At 43.5% G+C, this 12,794-nt stretch carries 11 protein-coding genes; 8 read left to right on the forward strand and 3 right to left on the reverse strand.

The window, feature by feature from the left end:
• Positions 1 to 7: 7 nt before the first annotated feature.
• The gene (locus ACTXGF_RS15605; protein WP_443535189.1) at positions 8 to 1,150 is read right to left on the reverse strand and encodes a formate/nitrite transporter family protein; all 1,143 of its coding nucleotides are present in this window, start codon (positions 1,148 to 1,150) and stop codon (positions 8 to 10) included.
• A 258-nt stretch (positions 1,151 to 1,408) separates the two neighbouring features.
• On the opposite strand from ACTXGF_RS15605, the gene ACTXGF_RS15610 reads away from it, so the two are divergent.
• The 4 genes from ACTXGF_RS15610 (at position 1,409) to ACTXGF_RS15625 (ending at position 7,607) form a co-directional block, all read left to right on the forward strand.
• Positions 1,409 to 4,342: a valine--tRNA ligase gene (locus ACTXGF_RS15610; RefSeq protein WP_443535187.1), complete on the forward strand. Its 2,934-nt coding sequence runs from the start codon at positions 1,409 to 1,411 to the stop codon at positions 4,340 to 4,342.
• A 250-nt stretch (positions 4,343 to 4,592) separates the two neighbouring features.
• Positions 4,593 to 5,555 carry a hypothetical protein gene (locus ACTXGF_RS15615; RefSeq protein ID WP_443535186.1) on the forward strand — a complete coding sequence of 321 codons (963 nt, stop codon included), beginning with the start codon at positions 4,593 to 4,595 and terminating at the stop codon, positions 5,553 to 5,555.
• 68 nt (positions 5,556 to 5,623) lie between these two features.
• Positions 5,624 to 6,094 carry a hypothetical protein gene (locus ACTXGF_RS15620; RefSeq protein ID WP_443535185.1) on the forward strand — a complete coding sequence of 157 codons (471 nt, stop codon included), beginning with the start codon at positions 5,624 to 5,626 and terminating at the stop codon, positions 6,092 to 6,094.
• 214 nt (positions 6,095 to 6,308) lie between these two features.
• Positions 6,309 to 7,607 (forward strand): VWA domain-containing protein, encoded by a 1,299-nt coding sequence (locus ACTXGF_RS15625; RefSeq protein ID WP_443535183.1) that lies wholly within the window; start codon positions 6,309 to 6,311, stop codon positions 7,605 to 7,607.
• A gap of 109 nt (positions 7,608 to 7,716) precedes the next feature.
• Here the strand turns inward: ACTXGF_RS15625 and ACTXGF_RS15630 are convergent, their stop codons facing one another.
• Positions 7,717 to 8,613 (reverse strand): ABC transporter substrate-binding protein, encoded by an 897-nt coding sequence (locus tag ACTXGF_RS15630; RefSeq protein ID WP_443535182.1) that lies wholly within the window; start codon positions 8,611 to 8,613, stop codon positions 7,717 to 7,719.
• A gap of 250 nt (positions 8,614 to 8,863) precedes the next feature.
• On the opposite strand from ACTXGF_RS15630, the gene ACTXGF_RS15635 reads away from it, so the two are divergent.
• From ACTXGF_RS15635 to ACTXGF_RS15645, 3 genes are all read left to right on the forward strand, one after another.
• A complete protein-coding gene (locus ACTXGF_RS15635; RefSeq protein WP_443535180.1) occupies positions 8,864 to 9,055 on the forward strand; it encodes a hypothetical protein in 192 nt (63 codons plus the stop codon).
• Between the two features lie 269 nt (positions 9,056 to 9,324).
• Positions 9,325 to 9,747 carry a YbaN family protein gene (locus ACTXGF_RS15640; protein WP_102094045.1) on the forward strand — a complete coding sequence of 141 codons (423 nt, stop codon included), beginning with the start codon at positions 9,325 to 9,327 and terminating at the stop codon, positions 9,745 to 9,747.
• Between the two features lie 243 nt (positions 9,748 to 9,990).
• A complete protein-coding gene (locus ACTXGF_RS15645; RefSeq protein ID WP_045453470.1) occupies positions 9,991 to 10,200 on the forward strand; it encodes a cold-shock protein in 210 nt (69 codons plus the stop codon).
• A gap of 302 nt (positions 10,201 to 10,502) precedes the next feature.
• Here ACTXGF_RS15645 and ACTXGF_RS15650 read toward each other — a convergent pair whose 3' ends face one another.
• Positions 10,503 to 11,627, reverse strand: coding sequence for a YeiH family protein (locus ACTXGF_RS15650; RefSeq protein WP_443535178.1), 1,125 nt, complete (start codon positions 11,625 to 11,627; stop codon positions 10,503 to 10,505).
• Between the two features lie 220 nt (positions 11,628 to 11,847).
• Here ACTXGF_RS15650 and ACTXGF_RS15655 point away from each other — a divergent pair, with 220 nt between their 5' ends.
• Positions 11,848 to 12,783, forward strand: coding sequence for a LysR substrate-binding domain-containing protein (locus ACTXGF_RS15655; protein WP_443535176.1), 936 nt, complete (start codon positions 11,848 to 11,850; stop codon positions 12,781 to 12,783).
• Positions 12,784 to 12,794: the final 11 nt, after the last annotated feature.

Genomic DNA, 12,794 nt, shown 5'->3' on the forward strand with positions numbered 1-12,794 from the left:
CTCAAGTCTAAAATCTTCGTCTGTCCATTTTCGCTCTTGCCTCGGCGGCTTGCTCTTTGACTTTTTCAATTTCAAATAAGAATGTGCGGTTTTTGAGTACCGCGACGAATACCACACCGCCGACCGTATTGCCCACCAGTACCACAACTAAAAATACCAAGTAGCGCCAGAGACTGACGGTATTGCCATATAGCAGTGCTGAAAATACCTCGATATTGCCCACGATACTATGATGCAAGCCTAAAAATCCAATGCTACCAGTAATAAGCGTCACCAGTACGATACGGCTAAGTGTGTCCCGTGCAGAGGTCACTAGCCATGCAGCCACGCCCATCATCCAGCCTGCCAACACCGCGCTACCAAAGATAACCCACCACTCAAAACCTAAGATATGCTCGGCATAGACATCGATAGCATGGTCTGTAAACAGGTGCATATGTAGCCCCAGACCAATCATTAACGCTGCAAAGATACAACCGCCAACGATATTACCAGCGATAACGATACCCCACAGCCGTAACAGCTTATGCAGCGGTTCAATTTTATTTAAGACAGGCAAGCTCAAGAGGGAAGTCTGCTCCGTAAATAATAACGATTGACCAATCACCACGATAATAAAGCCGATCGGATACAGCAATGACGACAGCACCATGGCATAGCGACTTGGTATCACGTCATTGAGCAAGGCAAACGCTGATAAAATCATAAAAAAGCTGATGCCAATCTCTAGCCCAGCCGTAAAGGCGCTGGTAAATAGCGAGCCAAGTGAACGCTCAAAGGTTTCTTTTGCGTGGATAACTTGCTCGACTAAAATGCTGGCGTAGCTTTTTGCTTGGCTTAAATTGTCATCACTGGCGACCTTTTTGATGGTTTCTTTGTCTTCGTCGCTGATTTCTTCTGGCAGATCATCGTTTTCTAAGTCTTCAGTGGCTTTGATAGGTTCGTCTGCATCGTTGTCTGTAGTTTCATCTACGTCACTATCTGTAGTGCCGTCTGCATCCTTATCTACCTCAATGTCTTTAGAAGAATCGCTGTTTTCTTCTAGCGTATGATTATCTTTAGGCATAGGAGAAGTGGTGTTCACGCTCAGACGCTCGCTGTCTGATAGATTAGCCTGAGAATCATGGTCATGCTCGGTATCTTGGGACACGGTTGGCTCGCTGGTTATAGGCTAATGATTTTGTTACATAAGTAATCTCTATTATATTTCTCATTCTTTTGATTGCTGTTGTTAATTGATTAACAATTTGAGTAATAAATCGCCTTCAGGCTTTATAAATTGCCTTACCATCTAACAAAATCTGCCTATCTGCGTTAAAATCACTCTATTCATTATTTTCCTAATTTTTATATTCTCTTTAATTCAATTAACTTTGATCACATTCAATCAATAAAAGATAATGCCATTATGAGTAACCACAACCTAACCGCCTCTATCCAAGCGGCACTAAATCAATTAGAGAGCGCCTATAACCCTGCACAAGTCGAAGCAGGCATGTATCAAGGCTGGGAAGAAAGCGGCTATTTTCAGCCGACGTTTGATAAAGACGAGTCATTCTCTATCGCGCTGCCACCGCCAAATGTCACCGGTTCGCTACATATGGGACATGGTTTTAACAACGCTATTATGGATGCGCTCACCCGTTATCACCGCATGGATGGTGATAATACGCTTTGGCAGCCAGGTACGGATCATGCCGGTATCGCAACCCAGATGGTTGTGGAGCGTCGTCTGGAGGCGCAAGGACTCAAGCGCCGTGACATGACGCGCGAAGATTTCATCGATAAAGTATGGGAGTGGAAAGAAGAGTCGGGCGGTAACATCACTAGCCAAATTCGCCGTTTGGGTAGCTCGGTTGACTGGTCGCGTGAGCGTTTTACCATGGATGATGGTCTGTCTAACGCGGTAAAAGAAGTATTCGTACGCCTGTTTGACGATGGCCTTATTTATCGTGGTAAGCGTTTGGTCAACTGGGATCCAAAGTTCCAAACCGCGCTATCTGACCTCGAAGTAGAAAACCACGACGAAAAAGGCAGCTTGTGGCATTTCCGCTATCATTTCACGGATACAGACCTAACCACTCAAGATGGTAAAAACTATCTGGTCGTTGCTACTACGCGTCCTGAGACTTTGCTTGGTGATACCGCTGTCGCGGTCAATCCGAGCGATGAGCGTTATGCACATTTAGTCGGCAAAACCATTACCTTACCAATTACAGGTCGCGTCGTGCCTATCGTCGCTGATGATTATGTCGAAAAAGACTTCGGTACAGGCTGTGTGAAAATCACCCCTGCTCATGATTTTAACGATTATGAATTGGGTCGCCGCCATAGCTTGCCGCTGATCAACATCCTAGATGAGCGCGCTAATATTTTGCCAGCGATGGAAGTCTATCCTGATTTGCAAACGCGTGAGCCAGAGTTAGAGACTACGCCGAGCGATTATGCAGGACTTGAGCGTTTTGCGGCGCGTAAATTCCTTGTAGAGCAAGCAGGCGAGCAGGGCTGGCTAGAAGATATCGAAGACTATGCGCTAAAAGCCCCGCGTGCTGAGCGTGGCGGTACGATCGTTGAGCCATGGTTGACCGATCAGTGGTATGTCGCGGTCAAAGAGCTTGCCAAGCCTGCGATTGACGCCGTAGAAGACGGCAGCATCGAGTTCGTCCCTGCGCAGTACAAAAACATGTATATGGCGTGGATGACCGATCTACAAGACTGGTGTATCAGTCGTCAGCTGTGGTGGGGTCATCGTATCCCTGCATGGTATGACGATGCGACAGGTGAAATCTATGTCGCCCGTGACGAAGCGGAAGTGCGTAGTAAATATAGTCTCAGCGATGACGTCGTATTACGCCAAGATAATGACGTGCTCGATACGTGGTTCAGCTCTGGTCTATGGACGTTCAGTACGCTTGATTGGGCAGACGTCAACGCCGATCCACGCGTGATGGACACCTTTCACCCAACCAGCGTGCTCGTGACAGGTTTTGACATTATCTTCTTTTGGGTTGCGCGCATGATCATGATGACCATGCACTTCGTGAAAAACGAAGATGGCACGCCGCAAGTACCGTTTAAGACCGTCTATGTGCATGGTCTGGTACGTGATGGCAACGGTCAAAAGATGTCAAAATCAAAGGGTAACGTCTTAGATCCTATCGACCTTATCGACGGTATTGAGCTAGAAGCACTGGTCGAAAAACGCACCAGCAATATGATGAACCCAAAAGACGCGGCCAAAATCGAAAAGCAAACGCGTAAAGAGTTCCCAGAGGGCATCCCAGCGTATGGTACCGATGCATTGCGCTTTACCTTTACCTCGTTAGCCAGTACTGGTCGCGATATTAACTTTGATCTAAAGCGTGTCGAGGGCTATCGCAACTTCTGTAATAAAATCTGGAACGCCAGCCGTTTTGTACTGATGAACTGTGTTGATGGCGAAGGCAGTGCTAAGCCTATCGACCAAGCGGCAAACCCTGACGTTTGGGAATTACCAGAAAAATGGATCATGAGTCGTCTGAACTCTAGCATCAAAGACATTCATCAGCATTTCGCTCAGTATCGTCTCGATATGGTCAGCCAAGATATCTATGAGTTTATCTGGAATGAGTACTGTGATTGGTATGTTGAGCTTGCCAAAGCCAGCCTAAATGATGACTCGGTATCAGACGAGCGCAAAGCACAAATCCGCTATGTACTACTGCACGTACTAGAGACTGCGCTACGCTTCACCCATCCAATCATGCCGTATCTGACTGAGCAGATCTGGCAGACCATCGCGCCGCTACTGGGTCGCAAAAACACCGACAGTATCGTGGTTGCTGACTATCCACAGACTGATGCCAGCCAAATCAGTGAGCAAGTTGAGGCGGATATGGCGTGGCTACAAGAGCTAATCGCGAGCGTCCGTAACATCCGTGGTGAGATGAAACTGGGCAATGCGGTACGTCTGCCAGTGCTACTACAAAACGTCTCTGCCGATGAAGATGCGCGTCTCTCACGTATCAAAAACCAGTTCAAAGCGCTTGCCAAAGTTGAGAGCTTAGAGATCGTCAAAGAAGGCGATGAAGTGCCACTATCGTCATCAAGTATGGTCGGTCAGCTACGGGTACTCGTACCGATGAAAGGGCTAATCGATCCAACGGCTGAGCTAGCACGTCTGGGCAAGTCATATGATAAGTTGAAAGGTCAATCCGAAGGTATCGCGCGTAAGCTAGGCAATGAAGGCTTTGTCAGTAAAGCACCTGCGGAAGTGGTCGATGCTGAGAAGGCGAAACTGGCTGAGTTAGAAGGGCAGTTGACCGCGATGACGGCGCAGATGGAGCAGTTAAAGGCGTTGTAACTAAAGCAAAAACTTAAAGAGCATGGCCTCAGCATCGGAGTCCTTTAATAAGGGGCAAATATGCGATGCATGGGACGGTGCTCTTTAATAGCTCAGCGCTCGTACCTAGCGCAAAAGTAAATAACAAAAAATACACTGCCATTTTTATGGTGGTGTATTTTTTTATATGTAAGCTCATTTTATATATAAGTGCCGATTGTTTCTTGTAATAATATAATAAAGTTGAACTTACTTAAAACGAGATAGTCTTATGAAGGTTTGCACCGTTTATCTAGACCAAAACGTTCTGACTGAACTGCGAGTCTCTAAGATAAGAGAAATAGGTTCTAATTTCGCAAGTTTACTTGAAGTATTGAAGAGACCAGAATTCCAAGTTATTTACTCTGAATATACACTTATAGAAATCAGTAAAGTAAAAAGCGAAGAGTTTGTTGTTGAGCATTTGAATGTTTTAAATATGCTCAACGCAATATATTGGAATAATCAGTTTCTACATAAATCCCCTGATTCAAAAAGAGTCTATAAGGATTATTTTGAATCGAAGAATTCTTCTTTATCTCAAAGGCTTGATTACAAAAATAAAAAGCTTATTCAGAGCTTGAATGGCATCGATACAGGAGTTACGGCTCAAGAAAGATTTGATTCGCTCATTGATGAGCTTGTTTCAACACCGTTTTCTTTGTTATCAAAGAAGTTACCTATTCTAAAAAGACCTATAGATAAAATTGGTGAAAAGGTTTCTCAGTATGCCAGTAAAAAACTTAATCCCTTGAATGAAATCGAAGGTTATTCAGTCTTAAATCTAATTCCCGATTTACGAGAAATTATAAATGATTCAAGTTATGAGAGTATTGAATCATACTCACCTAAAGAGGTCTTTAAAGAGGTTGAACGCCGATTGTTCAATCATGATCCTAACCTTCCGATTTTACTGTCTCATAATGTGGCGGGTATCGAGAACAAAATTGAATTTCTATTTCTACTTTTAAATTGGGTAGCTTATTTTCCTGATAGGTTTCAAAATATAACTAATAAAAAAGGTTTGCATAATGCCTCTATGCTGGACGCTAAACATGCCTCATTAGCTTGGCATTTCGATTTCATTATATCTACTGATGAAAAGTTCAGAAAGAAGGCGCTAGCTTGCTACTATTTTAGAGGCTCTAAAGCTCAGGTTGTATCTGTAGAAGAGTTCTTAAAAGTATTTATATAGATAACATTATTAAAATTTATTTAATATGTATAAATAATTAAGTAGCTATAAAAAAAGTAGAGATAACCATGAAAACTGATGACATCATAAAGTTTATAAAAAATAAGACATTTGATGATAAAGTACTTATTCCTAGTGAAATAAATACTTATGAAATAATGAATATTTCAGATATGAGTATTCTAAAAGAGATAGTAAAACATATTGATAAATTTGAGGCTCTCAAAAAGACTGAAACGTGGCCAGAAGACAGTTCAAGGCAATACATCTTAGGTTCAATGGATAAGCTTAATACTTTTCTAAATGATATTGCTGAAGGTGTTTGTCGATGTTCAAAATATCGATATGTTAAACCTACACCAGAAGGGCAAGAAAGTCTGGGACTGATAGAGATATTACAGAAAGTCCAGCATGTTTCTTATCCTGAAACTGACTATGAATGTCGATGTACGCTATGTCAGACTGTTTATGTCTGTCATGCTCATGAAGTTAGGTTTGGAATAGGTCATTATTGGTTGAAAAAGAAACAGCCGAGCTAATTAGTTATTTAATGCATGAATAAAGCGTTGTGCAAATTTGCATAGTATATGTAAAGTAATTTTGATTAGATGGCAATTTATTCTTAATAGAGAACATTGAGTTCTCAGCTTAGTTAAATTAAAAAACTGCTCCAGCTCATGCTTTAGCGGTTTTTTATTGCCAGTAATTAGTCTATTATCTTCAAAGGAGTAACACGCTAACGTAAGGAACACCATGAACCATCTTACCGTCGGACAACGCGCGCCTCTAAGCAACCTTGCTATTGACGATACCGCACCCATCACGCTCAAATTCACTCGCCAAAGCCCAATAGAAATGGACATCAGCTGCTTTGCCTTAGACGCAGTGGGCAAGCTGATCAATGATGATTACATGGTTTTTTATAATCAGCCGACCTCACCATGCGGACAAATCAAGCTCACCCATTACGAGTCACAGCCAACGGCAAGTAAAGGCATCCAAGCCGAGTTTGAGGTGAGTTTATCCAAACTGGCTACTAATATAGACAGCTTGTTTTTTGTGTTATCAGCCGACACGCCGCTCAATCAAATTCAATCGTTAGAGATTGGTATTTGGCAACAATCGCAAAAAGCACTAGCAGCGTATCAAGCAGCAGACTTTGCCCAGCAGCAAGCCAGTATGCTCATGCAGCTTTATCGTAAGGGTGGCGTTTGGCGAGTCTCCAACGTCACGCAAGGCTTTAATGGTGGACTTGCCGCCATCGTGCAGCATTTCGGTGGTGACGTAGAAGAGAGTAGCCCGCAAGTACTCGAGACGACCGCAACGCCAGTGCAAGCAAAACCGTCGTTAGAAAAGGTCATGCTAGACAAAGCGCCAAAACTGGTCAATCTAGCCAAAAAAGCCACGATATCGCTTGAGAAACGCCAATTACAACAATTAACCGCAAAAGTAGCGTTGGTGTTAGATGCCTCAGGCTCAATGAATAGACAGTACAAAAAAGGCCGCGTGCAAGAGGTAGTCAACCGCATATTGCCATTGGCAGTGAACTTCGATGACGACCAAGCGCTAGACTGCTGGGCGTTTGCCCGAGATCCGCAGTATTTGGGCGAGATTGGACTGAGCAATTATGACGGTTTTATCAACAACGCTCATGGCGGCTGGCGCAAATGGGCACTTGGCCCGCGCATCAATAACGAAGCAGAGGTCATGAAAGCCGTGACGGAGTTTTACCAAAAGGACGGTTTAGACGTGCCTATCTACGTGCTATTTATCAGTGATGGCGGGGTGAATGACAATCGCGGTATCACGAGAGTCATGACGGAAGCCGCGAAACTGCCGATATTCTGGCAATTTGTGGGCTTGGGTGGTCGTGGTTATGGCATCCTAAAAAAACTAGACGACATGACAGGGCGCGTGATTGATAATTGCGACTTTTTTGAACTCGATGACTTGGATGATATCAGCGAAGAAGCGTTGTATGAAAACATGCTAGAAGAGTTTCCAATGTGGCTTAAAGAAGCCAAGCAACTTGGTATAGTCACTTCATTATAAAAGTATGACTGCGCTAACCTCAATATTCGATTACAGCTAAATAAAAAACCGCCACAGCAAATACGATGGCGGTTTTTTATTATTCAAAATATCTTAACTGCTAAAGTGCCTACAGCGCCCACAGCGATTGATACTGCTCATCGGTTAAGGTCACGATATCGATCTCGGCCAGCATCTCGCGCAGTTCTTCCCACTTACTTGCATCAGGTTTGATTGGCATGATCAATCTACCTAGCGTGTTATCAATGATGGCATCCATCAGCGTATCTGCTTCAGTTTTACTATAGTCATAATACATACGGTGGGCAGCGTCTGGATCATTTTTACACAGCTCAGTCATCTGGTTGGTCACTTGAATAAAGGTATCTATCGCGTCTTTTTTTGCACTATAGATATCCTCAGTCGTCAGAATCTCTAACGCTGAAAAGTTCGGATAAGGTGACAGATGCTGATCGATAAATTCAAAGTCCAACCCTTCATGAGTTGCCTCAACGCCCTCAAAGTTATAAAAGCATAGCCATGCAGCATCTAGGCTTGGGTCTTCTTGCAGATTTTTTATATGATAAAAGTCTTTTTGTACAAAGCTCACATTATCACGGCTGATACTAAAGCCGTTTTTCTTTGCATAGCGAGCCAATATCTCAAAGCCAATACGATTGGTTTTTTCCTCAGCAGCAGGGGTACAGATGCGGATAGGCTGATTGTTTTTGAACTTATCCATGCTAGCGCGCTGCATCAATATGCCGCCATCGGTCTCAAAAAAGCAGCCTAGTGCGCGTAGATTAGGCGCGTAATGCTCAAACAGATGGATAGGCTCATTGACATGCAGATCGATACTTTGGTTCTGTAATTCGGTAAAGCCATCATAATGGTCGTCTGGCTCGATAATGGTGATATCAAGCCCTGCTTGCTCATATGCGCCCGTGGTCACACCAGCGATAAAGGGCAGATGATCAGGGTTTAAAAACCATTCGAGGGTCAGAGTAAGTTTGGTGGTCGGTTGCATGGTTGTTTCCTTTTTAAGTATAGAAAACAATCAGACTGATACGATTAAGTAAAACAAGAAAGGCCAAATAAGAAAAGTGAAGCCTCGATGCTAACTGTCAGATGCTCGGCGTTTGATATGGTTATCATCACCAGTACATCATCTACAGACTGCTCTTATTTATAGACCTCTGAGGGCGTGTCATGCTTGTTTCCTACGTCAGTGCTAACTGCTTCAGGTTCACGGGTGTGTCTCAGCGATGATGTGAGCTGTGTCTACAGCGTTAAATCAAAGCACCCCGACAAGATTGATTGGTATTGCATTATTTTCGATCAGTACTGCTAATGAATCCGTACTGCTAATGGCTATTATCGATAGATACTGCGTCATCATAGACGACTTACGAGACGTGATGCAAGCATATCGGGAAAGACGATGGCAGGTGATGACTGGTGTTCGTTAACCGCTCTTTATAACAGTTCTCATTTGTGACGGGTTTTTATAAGTGCTTTCAATCGACGTGTTAATAGAAGAGTACAGCATTTATCATTGGTACTTACCCAATTACTAACCAAACATACCTATCAATAGCAAAAACCTTATATAAATAGTCTTGTGCGCAGACGGGCGATATTGCATGATTAGCCTTCTATGCCGCTGCTTACATAATAGGCGCTACTCTAGACAATCGACATTTGGCATAACTGACAACTTACACGACCGACAACTTATATGACCGATAATAAAAAAGCGTTCTATTACCGACCTAAGACTGATCAATCCAACAGCCCAATGCTGCGTTGGACCTTTGTGACGCTTGGTTGGCTGTTTTTTATCTTAGGTATTATCGGTATATTGTTGCCGGTGATGCCCACCGCGCCCTTTATCTTGCTAGCAGCAGGTTGCTGGGCGCGCAGTTCTCGACGTTTTCATTTTTGGTTGATTAATCATAAATACTTTGGCAAATTCGTCCGTGACTGGGAGGAGAATCATGCCGTTCCGCTTTATGCCAAGTGTTTAGCGACGGTTATGATGGCAGCATCAACAATTATGTTATTTTATCGTTTGCCTGCCGATATGATGTGGATGGCATGGGCGGTAGCCGCTGTCTGTAGTGGGGTAGCGATATATTTGTTCCGTTTACCAAATGCTTAAATCCGCTGCAATTTGCGCCAAAATCAGCCAATAAACGGCTCTGGTTACACGAAACATGAGATAAGACTTGCGATACTAGGATGTACCCCTTATAATACGCCCAAGCTTAAGAGCAGTTCTGCACCAAATCATTACCTCGTAGTATTAGTTATAATCCTTCGTTTTAATATTTATCGTTCAGTAGCTATTTGCAAGCGTTACCGGTCACTAGACCATTAATAAATTTAAAAGTAGGATTATACTATGTCAGACGTTCAAAAAGGTACAGTTAAGTGGTTCAACGAAGCTAAAGGCTTTGGTTTTATCGCTCCAGAAACTGGCGCAGACGTTTTTGCTCATTACAGCGAAATCACAGGTTCAGGTTTCAAAACTTTGGCTGAAGGCCAAGAAGTTGAGTTCACTGTAACTCAAGGCCAAAAAGGCCCACAAGCACATAACATCGTTGCTATCTAATTTGTCTTTATAGACAGATAGATGAATAGATGTAGAAAAGCGAACCTTCGGGTTCGTTTTTTTTCGTCTACGATTTAGCATTTAGAGACTTGGTATTTACAGCATTAGTGTTTAGAGCATTAGTACTTAAGAGATTGGTATTTAAGAGATTGGTATTAAAGTTAGTACTAGTCCAAGATTAAAGGTTTTAGCCAATCATATTAAATCAAATGACAGATGCAAAAAGGCCTCCGACTATAGATAGTTGGAGGCCTTTTATATTGTGCAGTGAAGTAAAAAGCTAAAAATCAACAGTCGAATTATTATATAAAGCTAATGCCGATATTAATCAGACCACCGCCTAGTATTAACCAGGCAAACATAATAGCACCTAAGATAAGCGGTCTAACGCCAGCTTGCTTGATCGCGCTTAGATGCGTGGTCAAACCTAGTGCAAACATAGCCATCGTCAGTAACACATCATCTAGCATCACCATACTGCGTACGATACTCTCAGACATCGGCACCCATGTATGTATCAACACAATGCCGATAAAGATAAACGCGAACCATGGCACTTTGACTTGTTTGACCCGAGTCATAAATGACGCTGTCTCGTTTTTATTGCTCTTATCTTCTATAGTGGCACTATCTACGGTACGCTCTTTGGTTAGCGCAAACGATAACACAAGCAGGAAAGGCGCGAGCATCATGACGCGTATCATCTTGGTCACGACCGCGGTATCACCAATCTCGGTATTGATTGCATTACCCGCGACTACGACTTGCGCTACTTCATGGACGGTTGAGCCAGTGTACATGCCGTACTGCTGGGCGCTTAGCCAAGGCTGTAACCAACCGAGATGATATAAAAAAGGATAAAGTAGCATTGCGATAGTGCCAAACACCACCACAGTTGCCACGGCGATAGTGACTTTATGAGCTTGCGCGTTGACCACTGGCTCTGCAGCAATAACGGCAGCAGCACCGCAAATACTTGCCCCTGAGCCAATCAAAATCACCGTTTCTTTATCGACTTTTAACCATCTAGTACCCAACCAATAGGTCAGTAAAAAAGTTGACGACAATACCAGTGCGTCAGTCATAATCGCTGGCATACCGACGCTCGCAACTTGCGTCATGGTCAGCTTAAACCCATAAAACATAATCGCGAGTCGCAATATCTGACCTTTTGCAAAGCAAACGCCACCGTTTAAACGTTCAGCGAATTTAGGATAGATGGTATTGCCCAAGATCATACCTAGCAAAATCGCTAGCGTTAAAGAGGATAGTCCAACGATACGGCCGTTTGACCAAGTGTCTAGACCAGTATTGAGCCATAAACAAAATAGACTGCCGATCAGAACAACTACCAATCCCGTTAAGTGACGGTGATTGGGGGTATAGTTGTGAACGGAGTTGCTGACTGATTGGACGAGTGTGTGCATGACGCGGCATCCTATTACTTATATTAAGATAAGTATAAGCTTATGAATAGACAGTATATGCCCGCTATATTTATAATAAAAACAGATTAATAAGATATAAACTATCGATTTTTTAGGTTAGAGTTTATGATAGAAGTCGATATACCGCGCATGAGCAGCAAAAAAGACAAACATCACGAATAAAACAGCGCAAAAACTGACATAAGGCAACATCAATATTATGAAAAAATCTGTGCAGGCAGTGCCAAAGATTACGCTTAAACAGCTTGCTGTTTTTGTCAGTATTTATCAGACAGGCAGCACCAGTCGCGCCAGTGAGGAGCTGCATTTATCGCAATCAGCGGTCAGTAGCGCACTGACAGAGCTGGAGTCTAGACTACAGATGCCGCTATTTGAGCGCGTCGGTCGCAGGCTTAATCAACACCCTAATGCCCATCCGATTTATATACAGGCACAGTCTATCTTGGGTCAGTCGCTCACGCTTGAGCATTATCATCAGTATCAAGCGGGACAGATTCATATCGGTGCCAGTACCACTATCGGCAACTATGTGCTGCCGTCATTGCTTGGCAAGCTATATGAGGTGCTACCCGATGCCAATGTCGATATGTATATTGCCAATACGCAAGAAGTGGTGAGCGAAATTGAGCAACTAAATATTGATATCGCGCTGGTAGAAGGAATGCCGCGTCCGGTAGATATGAAAGCCATTGAGCAGCGTGAGTGGCGCACTGATACGCTGATGATATTTGCCAAGCGTGATAGCAAGTGGCTAAAGAATGTGGCTACCTATAGCGAAGACGAGGACTGCTCTCAGCTGAGTATTAATCAGCTAGCGCAGTTGCCGTTACTGGTGCGTGAGGCAGGGTCAGGCACACGGCAGATTATCGATGAGCAACTGCTTAAGTATCTACCCAATGCAGAAGTGGTAAAGGCGATACACCAATCAGAGGCCATTAAGCACATGGTGAGTGCAGATATTGGTCTTGGTTGCCTATCACAGCATGTGATTGAGACGGAACTCGCGACAGGTGAGTTGATACAAGTAAATGTAGCGGGGATTGATCTATCACGCACATGGTGGCTGGTCTGGCATAAAGCCCGTCATCAAAGCCCCATTTGGCAAACCTTTATAGATATCATTCAACAGGACTAATTGAGATAACT

Source organism: Psychrobacter sp. 1Y6, assembly GCF_052258385.2.
In the GTDB taxonomy this organism is placed as follows: Bacteria; Pseudomonadota; Gammaproteobacteria; order Pseudomonadales; family Moraxellaceae; genus Psychrobacter.

Excerpts from the sequence above, each read along its gene's own strand:
- ACTXGF_RS15610 (WP_443535187.1), top strand. The coding sequence starts at position 1,409 with ATGAGTAACCACAACCTAACCGCCTCTATCCAAGCGGCACTAAATCAA.
- ACTXGF_RS15615 (WP_443535186.1), top strand. The coding sequence starts at position 4,593 with ATGAAGGTTTGCACCGTTTATCTAGACCAAAACGTTCTGACTGAACTG.
- ACTXGF_RS15620 (WP_443535185.1), top strand. The coding sequence starts at position 5,624 with ATGAAAACTGATGACATCATAAAGTTTATAAAAAATAAGACATTTGAT.
- ACTXGF_RS15625 (WP_443535183.1), top strand. The coding sequence starts at position 6,309 with ATGAACCATCTTACCGTCGGACAACGCGCGCCTCTAAGCAACCTTGCT.
- ACTXGF_RS15630 (WP_443535182.1), bottom strand. The coding sequence starts at position 8,613 with ATGCAACCGACCACCAAACTTACTCTGACCCTCGAATGGTTTTTAAAC.
- ACTXGF_RS15640 (WP_102094045.1), top strand. The coding sequence starts at position 9,325 with ATGACCGATAATAAAAAAGCGTTCTATTACCGACCTAAGACTGATCAA.
- ACTXGF_RS15645 (WP_045453470.1), top strand. The coding sequence starts at position 9,991 with ATGTCAGACGTTCAAAAAGGTACAGTTAAGTGGTTCAACGAAGCTAAA.
- ACTXGF_RS15650 (WP_443535178.1), bottom strand. The coding sequence starts at position 11,627 with ATGCACACACTCGTCCAATCAGTCAGCAACTCCGTTCACAACTATACC.
- ACTXGF_RS15655 (WP_443535176.1), top strand. The coding sequence starts at position 11,848 with ATGAAAAAATCTGTGCAGGCAGTGCCAAAGATTACGCTTAAACAGCTT.